Origin of the sequence: Leptolyngbya sp. AN10, assembly GCF_050565645.1 — a bacterium.
In the GTDB taxonomy this organism is placed as follows: Bacteria; Cyanobacteriota; Cyanobacteriia; order Leptolyngbyales; family Leptolyngbyaceae; genus Leptolyngbya.
On record NZ_JBNXVP010000026.1, the window covers coordinates 34570 to 57398 of the forward strand.

Annotated in this window: 20 protein-coding genes; 8 read left to right on the forward strand and 12 right to left on the reverse strand. The window is 47.3% G+C overall.

The features are described 5' to 3' along the window. Position 1: 1 nt before the first annotated feature. Positions 2-1057: an FAD-dependent oxidoreductase gene (locus ACQ4M5_RS28500; RefSeq protein ID WP_430679152.1), complete on the reverse strand. Its 1056-nt coding sequence runs from the start codon at positions 1055-1057 to the stop codon at positions 2-4. Then, positions 1054-1992 carry a hypothetical protein gene (locus ACQ4M5_RS28505; protein ID WP_430679153.1) on the reverse strand — a complete coding sequence of 313 codons (939 nt, stop codon included), beginning with the start codon at positions 1990-1992 and terminating at the stop codon, positions 1054-1056. The genes ACQ4M5_RS28500 and ACQ4M5_RS28505 overlap by 4 nt, the downstream gene beginning before the upstream one ends. Before the next feature lie 236 nt (positions 1993-2228). On the opposite strand from ACQ4M5_RS28505, the gene ACQ4M5_RS28510 reads away from it, so the two are divergent. The 3 genes from ACQ4M5_RS28510 to ACQ4M5_RS28520 all read left to right on the forward strand — a co-directional run bounded on the left by ACQ4M5_RS28510 (position 2229) and on the right by ACQ4M5_RS28520 (position 4594). Beyond that, positions 2229-2882 (forward strand): hypothetical protein, encoded by a 654-nt coding sequence (locus ACQ4M5_RS28510; RefSeq protein ID WP_430679154.1) that lies wholly within the window; start codon positions 2229-2231, stop codon positions 2880-2882. Positions 2883-3023: 141 nt separating this feature from the next. After that, the gene (locus ACQ4M5_RS28515; protein ID WP_430679155.1) at positions 3024-4040 is read left to right on the forward strand and encodes an NAD(P)/FAD-dependent oxidoreductase; all 1017 of its coding nucleotides are present in this window, start codon (positions 3024-3026) and stop codon (positions 4038-4040) included. Further along, on the forward strand, positions 3989-4594 hold the full coding sequence (locus ACQ4M5_RS28520) for an Npun_F5560 family protein (RefSeq protein WP_430679156.1): 606 nt from the start codon (positions 3989-3991) through the stop codon (positions 4592-4594). The genes ACQ4M5_RS28515 and ACQ4M5_RS28520 overlap by 52 nt, the downstream gene beginning before the upstream one ends. Positions 4595-4686: 92 nt before the next feature. On the opposite strand, the gene ACQ4M5_RS28525 is transcribed toward ACQ4M5_RS28520, so the two are convergent. Continuing rightward, positions 4687-5043: an STAS domain-containing protein gene (locus ACQ4M5_RS28525; RefSeq protein WP_430679157.1), complete on the reverse strand. Its 357-nt coding sequence runs from the start codon at positions 5041-5043 to the stop codon at positions 4687-4689. Between the two features lie 392 nt (positions 5044-5435). Between ACQ4M5_RS28525 and ACQ4M5_RS28530 the strand changes: the two genes are divergently transcribed. Continuing rightward, on the forward strand, positions 5436-6095 hold the full coding sequence (locus ACQ4M5_RS28530) for a DedA family protein (protein WP_430679158.1): 660 nt from the start codon (positions 5436-5438) through the stop codon (positions 6093-6095). Here the strand turns inward: ACQ4M5_RS28530 and ACQ4M5_RS28535 are convergent. Then, positions 6090-9179, reverse strand: coding sequence for an SNF2-related protein (locus ACQ4M5_RS28535; protein ID WP_430679159.1), 3090 nt, complete (start codon positions 9177-9179; stop codon positions 6090-6092). The two genes, ACQ4M5_RS28530 and ACQ4M5_RS28535, sit on opposite strands and share 6 nt — an antisense overlap. Beyond that, on the reverse strand, positions 9180-11477 hold the full coding sequence (locus tag ACQ4M5_RS28540) for a hypothetical protein (protein WP_430679160.1): 2298 nt from the start codon (positions 11475-11477) through the stop codon (positions 9180-9182). A gap of 327 nt (positions 11478-11804) precedes the next feature. Between ACQ4M5_RS28540 and ACQ4M5_RS28545 the strand changes: the two genes are divergently transcribed. After that, a complete protein-coding gene (locus ACQ4M5_RS28545) occupies positions 11805-12329 on the forward strand; it encodes a hypothetical protein (RefSeq protein ID WP_430679161.1) in 525 nt (174 codons plus the stop codon). 54 nt (positions 12330-12383) lie between these two features. Here ACQ4M5_RS28545 and ACQ4M5_RS28550 read toward each other — a convergent pair whose 3' ends face one another. Continuing rightward, positions 12384-12710: a type II toxin-antitoxin system HicB family antitoxin gene (locus ACQ4M5_RS28550; protein ID WP_430679162.1), complete on the reverse strand. Its 327-nt coding sequence runs from the start codon at positions 12708-12710 to the stop codon at positions 12384-12386. A gap of 152 nt (positions 12711-12862) precedes the next feature. Here ACQ4M5_RS28550 and ACQ4M5_RS28555 point away from each other — a divergent pair, with 152 nt between their 5' ends. After that, the gene (locus ACQ4M5_RS28555; RefSeq protein WP_430679163.1) at positions 12863-13351 is read left to right on the forward strand and encodes a hypothetical protein; all 489 of its coding nucleotides are present in this window, start codon (positions 12863-12865) and stop codon (positions 13349-13351) included. Positions 13352-13815: 464 nt separating this feature from the next. Next, entirely contained in the window at positions 13816-14040 is a 225-nt protein-coding gene (locus ACQ4M5_RS28560; RefSeq protein WP_430679164.1) for a hypothetical protein, read from the forward strand. 287 nt (positions 14041-14327) lie between these two features. Here ACQ4M5_RS28560 and ACQ4M5_RS28565 read toward each other — a convergent pair whose 3' ends face one another. Next, positions 14328-14561, reverse strand: coding sequence for a hypothetical protein (locus ACQ4M5_RS28565; protein WP_430679165.1), 234 nt, complete (start codon positions 14559-14561; stop codon positions 14328-14330). 145 nt (positions 14562-14706) lie between these two features. On the opposite strand from ACQ4M5_RS28565, the gene ACQ4M5_RS28570 reads away from it, so the two are divergent. Beyond that, positions 14707-15858, forward strand: coding sequence for a pyridoxal-phosphate-dependent aminotransferase family protein (locus tag ACQ4M5_RS28570; protein WP_430679167.1), 1152 nt, complete (start codon positions 14707-14709; stop codon positions 15856-15858). Here the strand turns inward: ACQ4M5_RS28570 and ACQ4M5_RS28575 are convergent. From ACQ4M5_RS28575 to hepC, 5 genes are all read right to left on the reverse strand, one after another. Continuing rightward, positions 15855-17282 (reverse strand): O-antigen ligase domain-containing protein, encoded by a 1428-nt coding sequence (locus ACQ4M5_RS28575; RefSeq protein ID WP_430679168.1) that lies wholly within the window; start codon positions 17280-17282, stop codon positions 15855-15857. The two genes, ACQ4M5_RS28570 and ACQ4M5_RS28575, sit on opposite strands and share 4 nt — an antisense overlap. Positions 17283-17307: 25 nt before the next feature. Further along, positions 17308-18477, reverse strand: coding sequence for a glycosyltransferase family 4 protein (locus tag ACQ4M5_RS28580; RefSeq protein ID WP_430679170.1), 1170 nt, complete (start codon positions 18475-18477; stop codon positions 17308-17310). 4 nt (positions 18478-18481) lie between these two features. After that, positions 18482-19648, reverse strand: coding sequence for a glycosyltransferase family 4 protein (locus ACQ4M5_RS28585; RefSeq protein WP_430679171.1), 1167 nt, complete (start codon positions 19646-19648; stop codon positions 18482-18484). Positions 19649-19894: 246 nt separating this feature from the next. Then, positions 19895-21730 (reverse strand): heterocyst formation ABC transporter subunit HepA, encoded by a 1836-nt coding sequence (hepA, locus tag ACQ4M5_RS28590; RefSeq protein WP_430679172.1) that lies wholly within the window; start codon positions 21728-21730, stop codon positions 19895-19897. 92 nt (positions 21731-21822) lie between these two features. Then, the gene (gene hepC / locus ACQ4M5_RS28595) at positions 21823-22782 is read right to left on the reverse strand and encodes a heterocyst development glycosyltransferase HepC (protein WP_430679173.1); all 960 of its coding nucleotides are present in this window, start codon (positions 22780-22782) and stop codon (positions 21823-21825) included. Positions 22783-22829 lie beyond the last annotated feature (47 nt).

Genomic DNA, 22829 nt, shown 5'->3' on the forward strand with positions numbered 1-22829 from the left:
CCTACCCTAAGTTACGAAACTGATTCATGAATGCTCGATCGATAAAGTCTTTCATCCACCAAAGCAAGCGCGATCGAGGTAATCCAAACTTTCCATAAGATGCCACTGCTGAACGATCTCCGGTTCCAATCAAGCTTAGATAAGTGCTTTGAGGATAATAAGCTTTCAAAGCTTGACCGTTCAAAGCAGCACGAAGATTCTCAAACAAAGGCTTTCCTTGTCTGACTGCAAACACTCCTGCTTTTGGTCGATCGTAGTTCACCATTGTGGCAATATCACCTGCTGCAAACACCTGAGAATGAGACACCGACTGCAAAGCATCATTCACGAGAATAAATCCCGGATCATCTGTCTTAAGTCCAGATTCCCGAATCCAATTGGGCGCAGAAGCGTGAGTCACCCAAACAATCTGACTTGGTTTAAAGTCTGTTGTCATCGCTTCACCGAAATGCAATTGAATGCCTCGTTGAATTAGTAATTGTTTAAACTGACGACGCACCCAAACATTATGTTTCGGCATTAATTCTCGATCGCGCTGAAACAAATGAATCTCTGTCTCTGGTAATCGGTGCTGCATATTCAAAGCAAGTTCGACTCCTCCAGTTCCACCTCCAACAATGGCTAACTGTTTCGGATTGCTCTGAGCAAAGTCATTCCACCAGTTGAGAAACCTTGAAATCGGTTTTGCTCCAATCCCTTTCGCACCTGCTGGAATCGTTGGAGTACTGCCAATGTCGATCGACACTACATCAAACTCGATCGTATTCTGCTCACAAATCACGCGATTCTGCTCTAATCCAATGGCTCGATCGACGATCAATCGGGCTTTGGCAAACTCACAGAGCGATCGTAGATTGATATGACACTCTTCGTAAGAGTAGAACCCCGCCACATAACCCGGCAGCATTCCCGAATAGGCAGTATCCTCAGCTTCAGAAATTAGCGTGATCTGCACATCAGAGAGAGGAGACAAGCCCAACTGTCGAAGCGCGAACACAAAGTGCAGCAGAGCTACCGCGTGACTGTGCCCTCCGCCGACTAAGACCAACTGCTTCATTGGAAAATAAAATCGAACGAGCGTTTGAGATAAGCTCTTTGGAACGGTTGACTCATCTTCCAAAGATGTCCATCTACAACAAAATGCGCCATCGCTGCTCCCGGAACTAATCCAAACAGCACCTTAGTTCCTGCACAAAGATAGAGCAGCGTAACAATTGCCGCGATCGAAAACAGCTTGATCAAGGGTTTAATCAGCACCTCTCCTTGTGCCACAAACGACATGAACACGAAATACTGCATTCCATGAGCAAACACATAGCTCGCCACTCCAGAATTCGCATCTGGAAACAAGAAAGTCGGCAGGTAGAAGAATGTCGTAATGAACAAGAAACTGAGACGGACTGGACTCGCGATAATATTGCGATGCTTGAACAGCGTATAAATAAAGAACGCCACGATTCCAATCATCATCAAACCGCCAGCTTGATACAGCAGATCAAACTGATTCTGAAGAAGGGTTTGTTGCCCAACGAATTGCAGCTTGAAAAACCCTAGAATTCCAGCGATCACACCCCAATTCAACAACTGTCTTTCTTCAGAAGTGACTTTGCCCGATTTTGTCAAACTGGCAACAAAGCTCAACACTCCAAAATTCTGTCGCTGATAGTGCCAAGTTTGCCAAATAAAGTAAGGAATCAAGAGATTCTGAACGATCGACCCTGGCAAAAAGGCAAATAGTAATCCTGTTCCAGCTAGAATCGCTAATGGCAGCCAAAAATAAATCGTCGCGTTCTTCTGGAAAAAGTCCTTCAAATTCGACTCTGTGTAAAAGAACGGGGTCAGTCCAACATGACAGTAGCCCGCCACAAATTGGAACGTCTCGATTACAGACACCGTGGCAGGACTCTTTAAGCTCATTAGAATCGGGACACTCACGATCGGAATCAGCGAGGCTGCATACAGTGAGATCAGAAAGACAATGGGACGCTTCATGAGGGTCGGACGAATTTATAGGAGGCACATCGCTTCATAAATTTAAGCAGAACTATCTTGTAAGCGCCACCAGTGAATCGTTTCTTGCTGGAGTCAGTCAACCGCAAGAACGCCCACGTAGAAATACGATCGTGCTTCAAATTTCCGTTAAAACCGATAGCCAAAACCTTCAACATCGCCGTGCATTCAGCGAAACCCTGTCTATTCTGAAGGACGTAGCCACCCGGAATGTTTGTATGAATAACCGTCACTGGATGATTGCTGGAACTGCGCTTTTCCTTGTGAGTTGCCAATCGAACCGTCCCCCGCAAGCAAAAGTTCAACCGTCTCCGCAGGCGTTCGCTCAACCGATCGTGCCTGCAAAACCTCAGACTTTGGCAACGATCAAAGTTCCCGGCATGATTCCGACCACCGATAACAAAACCCCTTTAATGCCCGTTGCGGTTTCCAGCACTCGTGATCCCTTTGCGGCTCCAACCATTCCTACGACTCTTCAAGCAACCGTCGTTCCACCAAAACCCATTGCCGCGAAAGCTTCCATCGGTTCTAAGCCTGTCGTTCCCCTACCTCAGCCTGTCCAGTACACTCCAATCCCGCAAACGGTTTCAGTCCGTCCACTGCCCGCGATTCCCGTTGCGCCCCCTCCGATGCCGCCTGTTTCGCGTACCAATTTGGCAGACTCGATCGCACTCACAGGCGTAATTCAAACCGGAACTCAACTGAGCGCCATTATCGAAGATACAGACGGAAGTTCGCGCTATGTGCAAGTCGGTGAAAAACTCGCAAATGGCGAAGTGACCGTGAAAAGAATTAACGTGAATGGCGGCAATCCGTCGATCGTACTTTTGCAGAACGGTGTGGAATTGATCAAAATGGTAGGCAAATCGTAAGGCTCGATCGTGCAGACATTCTAAAGATCCCACCCATTGCGGTACAGCTACCCGATCCTCGTCTTTCCCTGGAATTGCTACAGTTAAGAATCCAGGGTGAAATCCTGCCCACAGACTGCCGCATTCACACAAGGATCAGATATGAAGCTCACCAGAAAGAACCTTCAAGAGAAGCTCGACCACGTTTACGATGTCATCATTGTTGGCGGTGGAGCAGGTGGACTCTCTGCCGCAATTTATCTCCAACGCTATCGGCTGTCGTGTCTTGTGATCGAAAAAGGTCGCGGTCGATCGTTCTGGATGCAGGAGCTTCAAAATTATCTCGGCTTACCGCCCGGAACCCCCGGACGCACGATGCTTCAACAAGGTCAAAATCACTTCCTTTCACTCGGTGGCGATTACCTTATGGGCTTTGTCGAAGACGTGAAAGACGAGGGCGATACCTTTGCGGTCAAAACCAAAGTTGGCAAAGTCGAAAGTAGCTATCCGGTATTCCGCGCTAAATATGTGGTCGCTGCAAGTGGTATTATCGACCATTTGCCCAAACTCGACGATATGCAGAATGTCTTCGATTACGCAGGTCACAATCTGCACGTCTGCATGATCTGTGACGGTTGGGAAATGGCGGATACAAAATGTGGCTTATTTGCTGGAACCGAAGGCGCGATTAATACAGCATTTGTCCTTAACTGGTTCACGCCTTACATCACGGTATTCACTCAAGGGTTATTCGAGGTGAGCGATGCCATGCGCCAAAAGTTAAAAGAGCATGGCTATCCGCTGGTCGAAACTCCTCTGAAGCGATTTGTCGGGCATGGTCATCGTATGACTGGAGTTGAACTTGCCGACGGACGCACGATCGAACTTGAAACCGGACTCGTAGCAATGGGTTCGCATTATTACAACGGTTACTTAAAGGGGCTAGATCTTGAATGGAAGGGTGGCAATTTAGTCACAGATAATATGTGCAAGACATCGCATCCGAGAATTTATGCGATCGGAGACTTAAAAGAGGGGTTAAATCAAGTATCAATTGCGGTCGCAGATGGTACATTGGCGGCAACCGCAATTTGGCGAGAAATTCGTCGATCGTCTCCTCCGCGATTATGGGAGGAAAACCTCAACTTGATGACCCCAAAGGGAGTACCTGTCTCGTGATTCAACTCGATGCTTCTCAAGCCCAACAAATCCATGCTGAAAATCTCCGGCTCCAAGAAGAACTGCAAATGCGCGATCAACTCGTGCAGCAGTTGTCTCAAGAGCTTTTCCGTTTGGTAAAAGGCAACGCAAATACACCCGTTCCTTCGTCTGATGAACCCTCTGAGCGGCACTTGGCAGAAGTCCACTCGCTGCGCGAACAGCTTCAAACGGTTGAACAGCAAGTCACGTTCTACCAAGAGCAGATTACGCAGCGAGATCAGGAAATCTACGAACTGCGCCAAACGACTCAAGAACTGACTGAGCGATCGAAGATGCTCGAACAGGTGGTGCAAGAGTTACCGAAAGTGTACCGTCAGAAATTTGCAGAACGGATGCAGCCTGTCCGAGAAAAAGTGGCAATGATTCAGCGAGAAAATCGTCAACTCCATGCGGAATTACAAAGCGTGAATTACCGTCTTGCTGTGAAAAATCGTCGCAACGGTCATCTCGATTTACCCACTTTTCCACGGGGTGAAGGTGAAATTTCTTTACCCAGCTTTGGGAACGCTTAGAGCAGAAATTTCTAACGCAATTGATCAATGAAGCCCCCGCAGTGATGAACTTGCGGGGGCTTTTTGTGGGGTATGAAAGATCGCCCACTGCTCTAAACTGCCTGTAAAACCTCTTGATTCCGTCCGAACGATCGAGCGATCGCCTCATAATTCTCAAAGATCGTAAAAGCTCGATCGAGTTGCGTAATCTCAAAAATCAGTCGAGCCGAAGGACGCAAACCGCACAGCACCAGCTTCGTGCCCATCTCCGCCGCCGCTCTTAATCCCGTCACCAGGGCGACCAATCCTGAACTATCGATAAACTCAATTCTCGACATATCAATAATCCAGACCTTATATCGTCTTGGAGCCAGTGTTGCCCATTGTTGCTGTAGTGCTTCACCGCCCACCATATCCAGCCGTCCTTGTGGCTGTAGCAAGACCTCTTCGTACTGCTGAACTAATGCCATTCTTTTCCCCCACACCAATTCATTCAAAATCTCATTCCGAACGCTTGTCTCAAAACCCTGACATTTTAAAGCGAAATCAGAGTACTGGTTATTCGACGACGAATGCAAGCACGATCGTTCCGCCGCTCCGTAGTTCTACTCATTCTGGGTACTCCAACTATAAAGACTCTCTTTCCGGATGAAAGCTTTGATTGCTCGACTTTCATCGAATCTTTACGTATACAGCGATCGACGCGCAGTTTTAATAAAGTTTTTTAGCTTCTATAGAATATTACGGAGAAAATCCCCGACGAGAATCAATTCTTCTGGCAAAATCCTTCCGATTCTCGTTGACACTTCGGACAAGAGCGCGTCAAGATCAAACAAGATGAAGCTTTGTAAAGGTTATCGTAATGTCATTAGACTTTATTTCGCCGGAAGCGATCGAGCAAATTGCTCAACAGTACGGATATTGGGCAATTTTCTTTGGGATTTTATTAGAGAATTTGGGCTTGCCTATTCCTGGTGAAACGGTGACGCTTGCAGGCGGATTTTTAGCAGGCAGCGACCAGTTGAATTATTGGTGGGTCGTGGGCGATGCGGCACTCGGAGCGACGATCGGCGGGAATATCGGCTATTGGATCGGTCGATACGGTGGCTGGGCGCTATTACTCAATTTGGGTAAGCTGTTCCGAATTAAAGAGGCACAAATTGAAGAACTGAAGCGGCAATTTGGGGAGAATGCAGGTAAAGCGGTTTTTCTTGGTCGGTTTGTGGCACTGCTGCGGATTTTTGCGAGTCCGTTGGCGGGAATTGCTGAGATGCCGTACTGGAAATTCACGCTGTATAACACGATCGGGGCTTTAACTTGGGCGACGGTGATGGTGTCACTCGCCTATTTTGCAGGTCAAATTGTGCCGTTGGAAAAGCTGTTTACGCTGGCTTCTCAGTTTGGAATTGTGGCGTTTTTGCTGGTGGCGGCGTGGATCGTTGTGCCGTTCTGGTTGGAATCGCGCAAGTCGAAACAGTTGGTTGCGGAAAAAGCGATCGAAGAACCGTCCCAAGAGTCATGATTCGACAAAGATAATTCCAGCAGCGAGTTGAGTCAAATTGAAATCTGTATTGAGGCGGTCGTCGATCGCCCTTTTTTTTAGCTCTAGTTCTCGATTAACTTTTTTGAGCAAGCCTTCGGTTGCAGGCAGCATTCGGAATTTGCCGGATTGTTGAAACTGGGCGATTCGTTCTTCGAGTTGTTGGCGACGACGATCGGCATAGTTTTCCGCGCTGCGTTCTTGAATTCGACAGCGGTTCTCGTTTTCTGCCGTAAATTCTTTCAAGGCTTGCTCAAAGGCTTCTTCTAAAGCAGCATCGCAATCACTGTAGAGCGAGAGGACTTGATCTAGATTATTGATCAAGTTAGCGGCGTTCGGCTTTGCTTGACCGGAACGTGACGCTTGATAAACAAACTGCTCGGATTGTTCATCGGACAATCGTTGCTCGGTCAAACAATCAGCGACTTTGTAGGCGAGACGACTTTGCGATCGCAATCCCTCAAATTGCCAGCGTTGAATCACATAGACATACTGACCCGGCGGAACACCAACATCAGTTTGATGGCATTGAATCGCTGAAATTGGGTGAATTTGGGCATCGGCTTCATAACGGTGTCTGATCCATTGAATCAATGGATGCGTTGGATCAATCAGTTCGATCGAGGTTCCTTTCTCGGCTTTGCGAGTGGCTTCAAGGCGCGGATCGAATAAACAGCGACAGGGCGATCGATGTAAGCGTGTTTGAACGGGAGAACGATGTTGCTTGAGAAACTGTTCGAGATCTAGTTTGGCATCTTCGATCAGACGAATCTCGAACACAGCTTCTTCTAGCGGAATAGGTTTAATTGTAGTTCCCGCATAGTATCGAGCAAAATAGTCTTCTACAAAAGCGTGTAATTCTGCTGCGGTCAGCCATCGTCCTTGGTCGCGGCTTTTTTGAACGGTGTTGAGAATTTGATCTGAAAATGCCATCAAGTTCACTGCTTCTTGTTCTAGGCGTTCCTGTTCGACGGATTGTTTGAGAATTGCGATCGCAGTTTCTTCCGCTCGTTTTAGTCGTTCTGCATCGGTTAATTCTGGCTTGAATAAGCTCAACATCAGTTTTTCGGTTGCTTCTCCCAGAATGTTCTCTAGGTCGCCAATGCTTTCTTGAAACACCCGAATGCGATCGTATAAGCGATCGAGAATTCGTTCCTCAATGGTGTCTACTAAGCTGAAGTTAATAATAGAAATGCGATCGGCTTTTTGTCCTAAGCGATCGAGTCGTCCAATTCGTTGTTCAACTCGCATCGGATTCCACGGCAAATCATAGTTGATCAAGAACCGACAAAATTGTAAGTCGATGCCTTCGCTGCCCACTTCTGAAGATAGAAGAACTGAGGCTTTGCCTTGTTCAAACTGTTTGAGAATGTCCCATTTCTGTTCGCCCATTCCGCCCACAATCAGACAGGTTGAAATGCGATCGGCTTCTAAACGGCGTTGTAGATAGTGAAGCGTCCCGCGAAAGTAAGCGAATAATACAAACTGCTCGTTTGGATGATTCTTCAGTTCGCGATCGAGAAAGCTGAGTAACGCTTGGTATTTCGTGTCTTGGGCTTCAAGTTGTTGATAGTCGATCGTGTCAAGTTGAGAAATGCGATCGTCAACTGCTTCGATCTCAGTGGCAATGCCCAAGTCTTCCCAGAACAATTCATCGGTTTGTAGAATGCCTTGATTCGACCAGGATTGTAATGCAGCGACTAAACAGCTTGCCATTTGACGCTGACGAGCAATCAATCGAAACAGTGGAACGCCTTGTTTCCCTTTACTCTGTTGGCGCAGGGCTTGAGTTACAGAATCATAGATTTGCTTCTCGATCGGGTGAAAGGGAACTTTTAAGGTTTGAGGACAGCGCTTGACTCGATCGGGAAGGACATCGCGTTTGCGGCTTCGGGTAAGGTATTGACTGATCAGTGAAGCGCTTTCGAGCTTGTATCCGATGCGAACTTGAGTATCACTGTCGATCGTACTTTCGCTCACCTGTTGGCGAATTTGCTGAAGCACTGGATTGTCTCGGAAATAGTCGGATTGCAGTACGCGATCGAGATGCTGTCTCACCATTGCTAAATTGGGCGGATGCACAGACAGCGATCGGACAGCCTGAACTAATGGAGCATTCGCCGCCTGCATTTGATCAAAAATTGTTTCATCAAAAAAGTCTTCTGGACTAATGATTTTCAGCAGTTGAAACAGATTAGCACTGTGAGTTTGAATCGGAGTCGCAGTCAGCAGCAACAAATGACGAGACGCATCTCGTACTAATTGTCCTAAACGATGAGTCGCAGTGGATTGATTGCGGAGATAGTGCGCTTCATCAATGATCACTAAGTCGAATAAACCAAGATCATCGATCGTCGGATGTCGATCGCACAATCTAGCCAGTTCTGCTCTCGCACTTGTGTTGGTTTCATCTTCCCAATTCAATCCGGGACGAATGCCTTCTAGACTAGCAATACAGACGAATGAATGCTGGTACTGACTTTGTAAAACATAGTTCACTTCCTCGACTAGCTCTTGAGCATTGGTGAGTTTAGCGATGATATTAAATCGCTGTTGTAAATCGGTCTGCCATTTCTCGCGCAGCACCGCAGGACAAAGAATCAACAATCGACGTGCATCAATCCTCGCTTGTAACTCCTTCCAGACGTACATTGCCTCGATCGTTTTTCCTAGTCCAACTTCATCGGCAACCAGTAACCGCCCCACCGGAGATTCGAGGAATTTAAGAACAGGTTTGAATTGATGCGGATAGAAATCGGTTTTGCTCGACTCCATGCTGTAAAAGATATTTGTCAGTTCACCTTTGACTTTTTCAAAAGTGAGAATTCTTCGTAGATCATCGGCTCCACTAAACTTACCTTGCTCTAGTAAATGGATCAGTCCTTCGGGTTCTCCACAGAGTTCCAGAAGGTTATAAGGCTTGTAGGATTTCTCGTTTGGTGAAAACTGCACCTGAACTAACAATCGAGTTCCAGCAGTTCGAGTCCTCCCGGTGGTGATGCCTCGGTGTCCAGGATTGGCTCTCACTCGCACTTCTTGACCTGGAATGGCTGGATTCCAATCCATTTACGCCCCCCTCATGTCTTCGTAGCTCGGTGGCTTCCCTAACGGATCTTCAGAGCGAGAGAAGTTGGGTTGGTTCTGCTCCATCTGGCTGGGAAGTCGAATTTCGGGCTGTTCCCCTTCTGGAATCGACAATCCATACGCCACCGCAAACCGATAGAACTCGGCTGAATCAATGCCATTCGTCTCTAAATCTTTGGGAGTCGGTAGCGATTCGAGTTTGTAGTCTGGAATGCCCCGGTTCTTATGCTGAAAATCCTGATGTGTATTCACGATCGCTTTTCGATAAAAGTCAGTTTGTCCGCCTCCGCCCCCGATACGAATATCTAAGGGTTTCTTCACGCCATGTGGGGTTAGCTGAAAGCCGTGTTTCTTGTATCGATCGGTTCCTTCTAGCACGACTTTGGCGACTGATTGCTGAATTGCTTTGCGGCTCTTACTGGTTTGAATGCGATCGACAAATCGTTTAGAGTCTCCAAAAAGCGTCTGTTTCACATCAATCTCAGTCACGCCTAATTCGTCTGCCAAGCTTTGAGAAAAAGCCGTCACTCCCAATGGATTAACCTTACCAAAGTAGAAATCAACCTTCTTTTCACCTTGATCATTCCAATAGTGAAACGAGCAGCCGTCTAAGGTTCCATCGCCAACATCAAACAGTAGATAGAATCCGGTGTCTGCTTCACGTGAATTAATCAGCGACCAAACTTCTGCCGCAATTTCGGGCACAGCATGGCAATCCACTGTAGTCGTTTCCAATTTCGCTCTGAGTGGCTGCAATTGTGTGTGTAAATTTTGCAGCGTCATCGCTTCAGTTTGTGGCTCATTGCTCAAGAGCCAAGCGAGAGACAGCACTGTTCTGAATCGCTCGATCGCTTTAGAGTCGCAGTATTCCACGGGAACCCCAACATTTGCCGACCACTCAATGTTCTGATTCAGAATTAACTCCGGTTTATTCCGTCGAATCCAAGCTTGGGCGCGACTGATCACCCGACTGAGATAGTAAGCGCAAAGATTCTCGATCGCTTCTGCTTCAGTCGCTCCGGGAATCTGCTCGAATTTCCAGTTTCCGGCACTTTCGGGCAGATCGAAATGAGCCAACCGCATCTTGATAAACTCCACCATGCTGTGTTCTGGTTGCTCATGGTCTTGCCACTCTGAAGCGGTTAACCCAGTCAGCAATCGACCATCCGGCAAAATTGCAATTTTCGTCGGCAGCAATGCTTCATCAAGCTTCGTCACTTCATTGGTAAAGGTCACAATCTCCGATCGATCATTCACCAAATCGCGAAAACAAACCTTAGTGAAACTTGTACCAAAATCAATTCCCAGATTCAGCGCTAAGATTTCTAGCTCATCGGTTGGCTCGTCGATCGGTGTGTCAGGTGGTTCGACTTCAATCGGTTCTTCCAAAATTGGCGGAAGCTCGATCGTTGGAAGTTCAGCAATCTGTTCAGTTGGCGTAGTCTGAATCTGTTGCTGAATGGCTTGAGAGAATTGCGCTTGCACTTCGGATAGTTGCGCTTGAAGTTCGGCTTGACGCTGTTGAAATGCGGTTAGTTCTTCGCTGAATTGAGCAAACCGCGCTAGCTCTTCTGCACTTCGTGTTCGCAGTTCTGATCGATCGACTTTTTCTTCTAACCTGCTCGTCATTTCCTGCTGAACAGTTTGAGAAAAGCGATCGAGGATTTGGGTGATTTGGGTCTGAAAGTTACTCTGCTGCTGTTGCAAAGTCGCGAACTGTTCAGCAAGGTGGACAAGCCGCGATCGCACTTCTGTCTGATCCGCTCGTTCCTCAAGACGAGCGATCGTTCGCTGTAAGGTTTCGATTTCGTCTAGTGCCTGGAATCGCTGACGAATTGCCTCAATCTCTCCTCGCACTTGAGAAAGTCGCGACTGCTCTTCAGCTTGATTGGTATTCTGGCGTTGTTGTAGGGTTGTGAATTGTTCTGCGAGTTGCGCCAGTCGCGATCGCAGTTCAGTCTGATCTGTTATTCCCTCGATCGCGGTGAACTGTTGCCTGAGTTGGGAAATCTGTTCGATCGCTGCCGCATCATTCGCAGGTAGAGGCACTTGGATGCGTTGATCAAGTTGTGCGATCGCGCTTGTTAACTGTTGTGCGGTCTGTTGCTCAAATCGTCTTCGATTGACCAGATTAAGACAGACGGACAGAGACAATGGAGCCGCTGCATAAACGACTTGTTGCGAAACGGCAGAAACCACAACACCGACGACTGACGCGGCAGCCGAGGTATATTCTGCAACTTGGAAGAACTGCGATCGTCGAGAGGGGGACTGATTCATACGACTGACTTTGAGCAGGTTAATCTTTCTTATCCTGACACAGGTGACTGAGAGAACCGAGATTAAGTTGCATCCGTTTTTACTCAGTAAGCCATTGATTATTCCCATATACAAAAGAATCGAAAATGGCTTAAGAGGATGTTTGAAAAGTATAGAAAGATGCTTCACGGCGATTGCGTTCCGCCCGTGATTGGAAATCACGGTCTATCGGAGGAAGTCCACTAAAGGGGACTAAAAGCCAGTCGTCATATACTCTTCAGTCTGTTTCAACAGACTTTGTTCCGATAGCCCCGAATTCCATTCGAGGGGCGATTCAGGCGATGAACGATGACTTTTCAAATATCCTCTAACTTCCGCTGTATAGTAATGCTACTCAATATTTCTTTGGAGGCGATCGTGATGCGGCATCGTCGTGAGAACAAATATCTTCGTCCGCCTGTTGGCTATACACCCCCCACTGATCCGAATCAGCAAGCGATCCGTCCACCGATCGGTGGGGTCACGCCTCCAAACAATCTGATGGTTCCACCCCCGATCGTGAATTCGTCTCCTCCAAGCTATTTGAGCTACGAGATTAAGCCGCCGATCGGTGGTGTATCAGTTCCGCTATCCTACGCGCCGCCGATCGGTTCCGAACCTGCAATGATGGTTCCGAGTGCGACGGTTCAACCTCCAATTGGAGCAACGCCGAGAGAGTGCTGTACTTTCGAGCCGCCCATTGGATCAGAGCCTTCAACGCTGATTCCAAGTACCCCGATTCAGCCACCAACCGGATCTTATGCGGCAACGGTGATTCCAAGTTATCAGATTAAACCTCCGATCGGAGGTCCACCCATGCCTTATAACGTTTGATACTTGAGTCCCTTGCCACTATGACAAGGGATTTTTTGCGATCCCTTAACCTGTCTAATCTTTATGCCGTTCAGCGTTCATTTGCTCTATCACTTTTGCAAAATATGGATCGTCTTTAAAAACGCCTGCGTACTTGACCCAAGGATTTTCTGATTGACTTGGTTGAGTCGTTGTAATTTCCATCTGCACTGGAATAACCTGTGCATGAGTGAAATGGTCTGTAATTGCTTGCTGCAATTGTGCGATCGCTTCTTCCTGAGTTGTGGCAGTCACGCGACAATCTGGCATCTCAACAACCGATGCCACTGTTTGCCCTGCTTCATTTTGCTTGAGTAGCAGATGAAATGTGAGAGTCTGAGTTTGCGGTGTTGATAGAACCATAGGAGCGCTCGCTAAAGAGGTCTTCTCCATCTATTGTCATCGAAGATCTGTAAGATTGGCGCATCTCTTGACCCTGTGAGGTGTGAGACCCCCTCGGCGATCGCTATAGAGGCAATGTTATCTAAGTACTATTGTTTCAAATAGTATAAAGTATGACTTCAAATCGAGTCAGTGCGACTTTAAGTACGAGCGATCGCGAAACGGTTCTCAATGCGATCGAGGCGATCAAACAAGCGATGCCTTTTCTGGTGAGTTTGACCCTGGAGGAACGTAAGTCGATGCCGAAAGCAGGCGATCGCGGTCGCGGTTTCATGCTCAACTGTTACGATGCCGCACAAAAATACACGGATTGTTTGCCAAGAACCTTTGACACCGCAGAGATGCAGAAAGATCTCCGATTGATTGAGGATCTGTATCCAGTCTTGATCGCGTTGCGGGAGTTGAATAGTTTGGTCAATGACACCTACTTTGCAGCGCAGAGCGAAGCTTATGTCGCAGCGCTGAAGGTTTACGATGCGGTCAAATCTCATGATGATTTGCCGGGAATGAAGGTGACGGTGGACGAACTCAAACGGCAATTTGTCCGCCGTAATAAGAAAGAGTCGGTGGAGTCTCCGATCGAGGCTGCATCCGTGGCTTAACGATCGAGCAAATTTCCTCAATTCAACCGCGTTCCTATCACACCGATGGGAACGTTTCTTTTTTGGATGCGATCGTTGCTTCTCGAAATGGAAATCTTCTTCAAAAAAGAAGAAAGTTTGTTCCAAAATCAGGCAAGTGCTATCAGAAAAGAGGAAATGTTCTTCAAAAAAGAGTCGATCGCGTTCACAAAAGAGGGAATCTCCTTCCCACAGGAGGCAATGTTGCTCAGAAAAAAGGAAATCTTGCCCTAGAAAGAGGGAATTTTGCATTTTGAGAAGGGAATGGCGATCGCTCCGTTGCAGTTCTAATTCTTTGGCTCTGCTGACTTCCCATTATTTTGCGAGGGAAGCGCGATCAGGCGTTTTTGCCATCGGAAGAAGATAGACTAGAACCATCGACCCAATCTAGGCGAGATCACATGACGAATCCGCTAGTAGAAACCTTATTAAAGTAGGCAGAGCAGTTGCCGCATGAAGCCCGGTTAGAGCTTATCAGTCGATTGGCGGATCAGATGAGGCTTCAGACTGCCCCTGTTTCATCGCAAAAGCACAGAGTCAGCGAGTTTCGCGGAACTGCACAGAATTTGATGGAAGGGATGGACGCTCAGATTTGGGTAAATCAACTGCGCGATGAATGGAACGATCGAGATGTACATTTACGATCGTACTGCCCTGACCTATTCGGGTGATGAGCAACTTGGTGTCAAGAACAAATCGATCGTGACTCATCTAAGAGGGCATTTGAGAAGTATAAAAAGCGGCTTTGCTGCGTTGCGAGTCCGCCCGGAAATGAATCTCCGGGCTAATGGAGGAAACCCCGCTGAAGTGGGCTAGGAGAGTAATGCGGAGTTCTTAGCCCAGTTTAGTGGGCTTCCCCCGATTAGCCCGGAGATTCATTTCTGGGCGGGTGAATGCGATAAACGATTACTTCTCAAACACCCTCTTAAACAGTGCAGCACTAATCAGTAGATTCGTGTCAAGAACAAATCGATCGTGACTCATCTAAGATCGACTGCAACATCTCTGGTGTTAATCCATTTGCCTCTGCTTCATCGCTCAACTGATCCAGTGTTGTTTGCAACTGAGTCACCTGCATTGCGCGTTTCAGCCAAGAACTCATGAGCGCTTGAATTCTCTGCTGTTGTTCTGGATTTGCAGCTTGATAGGTTCTGGCGACCTCTACATCGACTTGAATTGTAATGGTTTCCATCTTGCACCATTCCGAATCGAGACTTTCCTAGTATAGTTCCAGCCCGAATCTGAAGAATCGCTTCATCAAATTCAATCCGCATTCTGAACCATCTGTGTAATCCTGGATCATGCACAAATTGTTCTAGCTTTCTAAGGAACCCCTCATGGACGACAAGCTGATGCTCATGATTCCAGGACCGACCCCGGTTCCGGAGCAGGTCTTATCGGCAATGGCAAAACATCCGATCGGACACCGCAGCGGCGATTTTGGCAAAATCGTGTCAGAAGTTACGCAAAATTTAAAATGGCTGCATCAAACTCAAAATGATTTGCTCATTCTCGCGGCAAGTGGTACAGGCGCGATGGAAGCGGGGATTATTAACTTTCTCAGTCCAGGCGATCGCGTTTTAGTGGCAACCAACGGGAAGTTCGGAGAACGTTGGGCAGAAGTGACCGATGCGTATGGATTGCAAACTGAGCGAGTCACGGCAGAGTGGGGTAAGCCGCTTGATCCCGAAGCGATTCGTGAAAAATTGGAAAGCGATCGAGAAAAACAAATCAAAGCGGTGATCGTGACGCATAGTGAAACTTCGACAGGCGTGATCAACGATTTGGAAACGATTAACCGCCATGTGAAAGCACATGGAGAAGCGTTGATTATTGTGGATACTGTCACCAGTTTGGGTGCAACCAGTGTTCCAGTCGATGAATGGGGCTTAGATGTCGTCGCATCGGGATCGCAGAAAGGTTACATGATTCCGCCAGGATTGGGTTTTGTAGCGGTGAGTCCGAAGGCTTGGGAAGCTTATAAGACTGCGAAATTGCCTCGGTACTATTTGGATTTGGGCAAGTATCGGAAATCGAGCGCGAAAGATACCACTCCGTTTACGCCTGCGATTAACTTGTTCTATGCGATGCAAGCCGCACTCAGAATGATGCAGGCTGAAGGATTAGAGAACATTTTTGCGCGGCATGAACGGCAACGGCAAGCGACACGAGCGGCAATTAAAGGGTTGGGAATGCCTTTGTTTGCAGCAGATGAGTGCAGCAGTCCGGCAATTACAGCCGTAATGCCGAATGGGGTTGATGCTGAGAAAATTCGGAAAGTGATGCGGAATCGGTTTGATATTGCGCTGGCAGGGGGACAAGATCACCTCAGCGGTAAGATCTTCCGAATCGGGCATTTGGGATTTGTTAGCGATCGAGATATCCTAACTGCGATCGCGGCTCTCGAAGCCACCTTGCAAGAACTCGGTTACGACGGATTCGCTCCTGGATCAGGAATTGCCGCCGCTGCAAAGGTGTTATCGAACTAACGCTGATCGAGAATTGCATCGATCGAGGGAGGATTGGCTGCTTGTTGAGATTCGTACAATCGAGCCGCAGCAGCTAATCCCATAAATCCCCAGAGAATGATACCGAATGGAGTCAGCATCACGACATTTAGACTAATTTGAGAAACGGTCGCAAGGACGATCGCACGACAGGCTCCGACAAAGGGATCAGTCGAGGCTTGCCGAGTCTGGAGCGCATTCACAACGAGTAATCCCATTCCTGCAACATAAGGAATTGTGCCAAACCAACCGAGATTCAACAGCAGCGCAAGGATACCGCTATCGTTTCCGCCAATGTTCGCATCACGAATCACGAATCCCAAGCCGCGTCCTTCAACTTCGCTCAATGCCTCGGCTAAAAGATTGGAATAACCAATACTACGATCGATAAAACTGCCATCCTGTTGGGCGGAAAAGAAAGTTTGGAATCGTGAACTAATCACGGACGAAAATGGCTCGATCATCGTCAACGGCAATACGATCAGCGACATCAGCATTAAAGTCACGATCAATCGCATCTGAAATTTGGGTTTCAATGAAGGGATAAAGACGATTAAACCGATAAACCAACTCAGCCAGGATGTTCTTGCCAGCGTTAAGAGAAACGCAAGATACCCAAAGGCGGAGGATGCAATCTTTAATGGACTTTTGATTGCAAACAGTAATAGTAATCCTGCCACCATCGTGGTCGCAAAAGGTTGCGGAGAGTGCATGGTACTAAAGACTCGAATCCCCAACGGATTTGGAGTTCCGAATGAATAGATTTGTAGATTGGTAATAATACTCTGGAGCCAATACTGATCCCAAATCGGTGCAACCAGAAATTGAATCACACCGTAGATTCCCATGACCAAAACTCCCCACAGAAATGTTTTCTCGGTCACGCGCTTGAGTTCGGGAAATCTTCGCCAATTAGAAAAAATATAATAACCAAATAAAACGGGAGTAAGCCAGGTCAATAGTGGTACGATTACAGCTTGAAATGGATAGCTGATCACTCCGATGAATGTTGCGTAGAAGATAGAAGCAATACATAAGACAAAGGGTAATCCATTTCCCTTGATCGCTTGCGGGAGTTGAATCAGAAACGTGAGAATGGGTAGAAATGCCACAAGGAAGGGAGCCAGGAGAACTGGGTTTGGATCAATCCAGCCGATCTCCCAATCGATTAAGCGACGGACAAATGGCGTAAGGAACCAGAGCCACCAGGTGAATCCAATATAAAAAATTGGATATCGGAAAAAGAGCAGTGCACCAACAATTAAACTTCCAGCGGGAAAGGCGAGTCGGAGAATGGAGGCGACGTTTGCGACGAGACAAAGCGCTGTGAATCCGATCAGGCATCCGACGAGAAGCCACGGTTCAGAGAGTTGCGGTGATTTGGGTTGGGGTTGGTTGATGTACATAGATTTAGGTGGGGTAGAGACGCGATTAATTACGTCTATATGAAGGGATCGTGTTTGCAGGAGAAGAATTTGATCGCAGTTCCCAAGCGAGGTCATAAAGCTTGAGTGTGTCTTGGGCAATCTGTTTCCAACTGTAGCGCTGAGCCGATCGATAAGCATTCTCTCGCAATCGCTCCAGTAACGTTCGATCCAAAATCAAGGTTTCGATCGCTTGCTCAAAAGATTCTCGATCGCGACAAGGGACAATCAACCCGGTTTTGCCATCCTGCACAATTTCCATCGGTCCCGGTGCAGTGGTGGTGACGGGAGCCAGTCCACATGCCATTGCTTCTACGAGTGCAACTCCGAACCCTTCCGAAATCGTGGGCAAAACTTTGATGTGATGTCCTTTTAGGAGTTCTGGAAGTCGGTGATTTTCATAGTACGGAATGACTGTGACGCGATCGCGCACTTCGGGATCAAAATCGGCATAGACCTGATCGGCTGAAACTTCAGTGCCCAACAAGCTCACTTCTAATTTGGGATAGCGCTTGAGCAAGACATTTAAAGCAGGCGAACCGTATTGAATTCCTTTGCGAACGATGTAGCTGCTAACTTGAGCGATTCTAATTGGTTCATTTTCCAGCGGAGTTGGCTCAAAGGGCAGATTTAACATCGTTTCGGGAATGCCATTTGGGACAACGTGAGCGCGATCGGGATGTACTCCCAGGTGTTCGATCGCATAATGTCGATCGCGATTATTCAACAGCAAAACAAGATCCGAATAGCGCATCGAAGTTGCCGCTTCCCACAGGCGAATACTGCCACGATAGAGCGGATATTTCCATTCGAGTTTGAGCTTTCCGCGCTTGGCTTCTTCGAGGTATTCCAAATGTTCAATATGTTCTAAACCGTGACAGCGAGCGACGAGTAACGGGCGAGATTTGCGGATTTTTTGCAGGATTGAACCCCAGATCCAGGCATCGGCAGTCGAAGCGTCGATCACATCGATCGATGATCTTGCAATTTTCGCGGCTGTGAATTCAGGGAAAAGAATGAACCTTAACAGGGGTGATAATTGTTTTGGTAAATGATCGACTGAGTAGAATTCGGTTTGATGTCCAAGTTTTTCATATTCCTGAATCAAGCGCCAGGTAACACCAGAAGCGCCAGCGTTTGGATCAGCAGGATAATGGCATGTAAATAGAGTTTTCATTGAATCAGGAAATTACGAATTCAAGTAAGTTCTTTTCGACACCATCGATCAATTTCTCGTAGCTAAAATAATCGGAAACATACTGTCGGCATCTTGTTCCTAAAGTTGGATCTTTTTCTCGCCAATCGATGACTCGATCGAGACAGGTTGCCAAATCTTGCTCGTTGCCTGGTTCAAATAAGTAATTCGCGAATTCTTCCTTCAAAATTTCAGGATTTCCACCAATCCGACTCGCCACTTTTGGCACACCACAAGAGAGCGATTCAAACAACCCTAAACTGCAAGGCTCATTCCAAATACTTGGCAAAACATTCACATCGCTGGCTTGATAAAGCGAGATTGGGTTTGCCAAATGTCCAAGGAATTTAACTTGATCAGAAACACCGGATGATTCTGCTAATTGAATCAGCGATCGTATATATTTCATGCCTTCGTTCTCACATTCACTCCCCTTGGAAAAACTGTAATGCGTGACGGGTTTTCCCGCAATCAGTGTTTTAATTCTTCTTCCGTTCTTACTTAAGATTGCAGTTGCTTTTATCAGCGTTTCGAGTCCTTTTTCTCGGTCAATTCTACCGATATAAGAAACAATTCGAGTGTCATCGGTGACATTCCATTGCTGTCGTATCGAAACCAAATCTTCAGCAGGTTTGAACTTTTCTAAATCCACACCGTTATAAACGACTCGAATCCGATCGCTATCCATTCCAAACTCGATCCAATCCCGTTTTGTCTGATTAGAAACTGAAATAAATCGATCGACGTTTCGCAATCCAAATTTCCGTTGTCGATTCAATTGCAGCGGTGGGAGTTGTAAATAACAGACATACGGCAATTGACGAAAAAACGACAAGATCGAGGCAAATAACGAGAAGTGATAGTCATTGCAGAAAATAATCGAATTCGGCTCGATCGGGATTTGCCAAACCTGGAGCAAACTCGGCAGAAATCGCATCGTACTCTTGAAACTTCGCCTATCAAAACCATAAGCACTGACTTGAATGATGCGATCGCAAATCGATCGATATTCCTCCAACAAATCTCCAGGTTTGAGATAGAGCAAGGTGATGTGATGTCCTCTCGATCGCAGTCCCCGACAGATTGCCAGCAAGTTCAATTCTTGCCCTCCGCGCTGACTGGTGACGTGATTTTCAAGAATAATGAGATTCATGTCCTGCTATTGTCATCTGAGTTTTTCTCGCGCCCTTAGAGGGTGTTTGAGAAGTGATCGTTGATCGCATTCATCCGCCCGGAAATGAATCTCCGGGCTAATCAGGGGAAGCCCACTAAACTGGGCTAAGAACTCCGAATTACGCTCCCAGCCCGCTTCAGCGGGGTTTCTTCCATTAGCCCGGAGATTCATTTCCGGGTGGACTCGCAACGAAGCAAAGCCGCTTTTCATACTTTTCAAACACCTCTAACCCGATCGCATCTCATGTTGAATTCGATGATAATGCCAAAGCCTTCCCTGCTGCTCTAACAAACTCTGATAACTCCCCTGTTCGACAATCTGCCCCTGTTCCATCACGACTACTTGATCCGCTCGAACGATCGTAGAAAGTCGATGCGCGATCGTAATCACCGTTCGCCCCTGAGATAACCGCTCTAAAGATTGCTGAATTAATCGCTCTGACTCAGAATCTAAAGCACTCGTCGCTTCATCTAAGATCAAAATCTCAGGATCGCGCAATAAAGCACGAGCGATCGCTAATCGTTGCCGCTGTCCTCCGGATAATCGAACCCCACGATCGCCCAATACTGTCTCAAACTGCTCTGGCAATTCGAGGATGAAGTCGATCGCATTCGCTTGTTCTGCTGCTTGCCAAATTTGCTGATCGCTGATGTTCTCTAATCCGTAAGCGATATTCTCACGCACTGAGGTATTGAAAATAAACGTATCTTGACTGACGATCGCCATTTTTTTCCGCAGCGATTCGAGCGTGAACAATCGGGCATCTTGTCCATCAAACGCAATTTTGCCAAAGGTCGGATCGTAAAAGCGTGGGATCAGATCCACCAGCGTTGTTTTTCCAGCACCAGAACCCCCTACGATCGCGGTTGTTTTCCCTTTTGGAATACAGAGTGAAATGTGCCTTAAGACAGGCTGATTCGGGTCATATCCAAACTCAACGCCGCAGAATTCGATCGAGTGTTGCAGTCCTTGAAAAGTACGATCGCCATCTTGCAAATACGGCTTATCATCACGCCGCAACAATTCGCGCAAATTCTTAAGCGATCCACTGGCAGAAATCAATTGCACTCGACTGCCGTTTACTTCATGAATTGCCGGAACCAGCCGAAACAAGATAAACAAAAATGTAAGCAATGATGCCGTTTGCAAAGTGCCATTTTGAACAAAGACCGTGATCGCCAAAATGATCATCACAATCAAAATCGTTGTCGCCAATCCTTCCGCTAATGGACGCACGATCGCAGCTTGGCGAGTCGCTTTCATTCCCGATCTTACGACTTCTGAACTCGCATCGTAATATCGTTTGCGTTCATAATCTTGAGTTGCAAATGCTTGTACTGTCCGGATTCCACTGATAAATTCCAAAGCGGTACTAATGAATCTTCCATTTGCAGCAGTCACCGCGACACTCTTGGTTCTTACCCGATCGTTCAATCGAGAAAGCGCGATCGCGATCGCTCCAAATAACGTTAAAGAAATAATCGTTAACTGCCACGAAATCGTAAAAAGCAACGCTGAATACAAAATTAAAGTTAAAAATCGAATAAAAATAAATGCACTCAGCGCAAACGCAAAATTTAATTTACCAACCTCAGTCGTGATTGTATTGATGAGTTCACCTGCGGAAACTTGATTGAAATAACTTAAGTTCACCGCTTGCAATTGCTCAAAAACTTGTCGGCGTAATCGATCGACTAATCGCTGTTGAGCAAAATCGGTATAGACCTGAGTGAAATAGTTAAACACAGCCCGAATCCAAGCGGACAATAGAATGAGACTCGATACGCGCAATAACCGTTCAGTCGCACCACGATCAACTCCTAGAATCCAAAGATCAAACCAATTGATCCCAGTGCGAAACGGTTCAGCCGTTGGACTTACCAAACTTTGCAGAAACGCTAAGAGAAACCCGAAGCCAAATCCCTCAAACGCAGCCGACCCGATCGCAAACAAAACCGCCGCGATCGCAACTCGCGGAAAGAACTTGAACTCTCGAAAAATAAAGGCGTGGTCTTGCCAAAACCGAGTCGCACTAAAAATTCGCTTGATCCGTTGGGGCATCCCGGTTTCCTCTGAGGCATGAGCAAGAAAACTGTAATGCTTACAGCGTAGGCATTTCACCCACTCATTCTACAGTTTATCCGCTTCAAGATTCAGAACGCTCCAAAGCCCGATAAGACTTTCGGAACCGTCCGCAACAAAATCTTGAAATCGCCCCCCAATGACCAAGTTCTAAGATATTCCAAATCGCGGTAGTTCACCGCATCCAAATCTACGATCGTCGATCGGGCTTCCACCTGCCACGCTCCGGTAATTCCCGGTAACGCATTCAAGCGAGTCTGCATCTCCGGTCGAATTCGCACCGCGTCATACAGCGCCCAAGGTCTCGGACCGACCAAACTCATCTCCCCACGCAGGACATTGATCAACTGCGGCAATTCATCCAAACTATAGCGCCGTAACCATTTCCCTAGAGAGGTCACTCTCGGATCATCTTCGCGCTTATGCAAACAGTCCGCCGCTTGATTCGCCATAATTCGATGATGTGCTTTTTCGGCATCCATCACCATCGTGCGGAACTTCAGAATGCGAAATAGTTTACCGCGCTGACCCACTCGCCACTGACTGAAAAAGATCGACCCTGGAGAAGTAAGCGCGATCGCCAATCCAATCCCAATCAGCAAAGGACTGAGCAAGATTAACAGCATCGCAGCCACACCCCAATCAAACACCCGCTTCCAGCCCCACAAAAGCTCCCATTTTCGATGTGGAAGATGCGAGGCGACAGGCAACCGGAGGTAAATCGATTTGCCAGACTGTTGACACGCTTCTGCCCACTCTTTAATCGTGGTTTCTCCTAGATTCGGATCAATCCGGACGAGTTCGATCGGGGAGCGCTTCAGACATTGCGTCAGCAAGATGGAATTCGAGAGCGGAGGGAGCGGAGGTTGTCTGAACGTGCGATCGCGCTCTCTAGCTGTCCGTTGGAGAACCAGAAGTTGAGTGCGCCGCCAGTACAGAAAACACCGTTGGCTCTCTTGCCCCATCTCCTCTGTTTTGTCCCAGGTGGAGCTTGGAGTTCCCTGCAAAATTAGCGGATCAAGAGTTGTCATGAGTTATCCGGTAAAGTCGCGAAATATCGGTTTTCTGAGATGCGGAT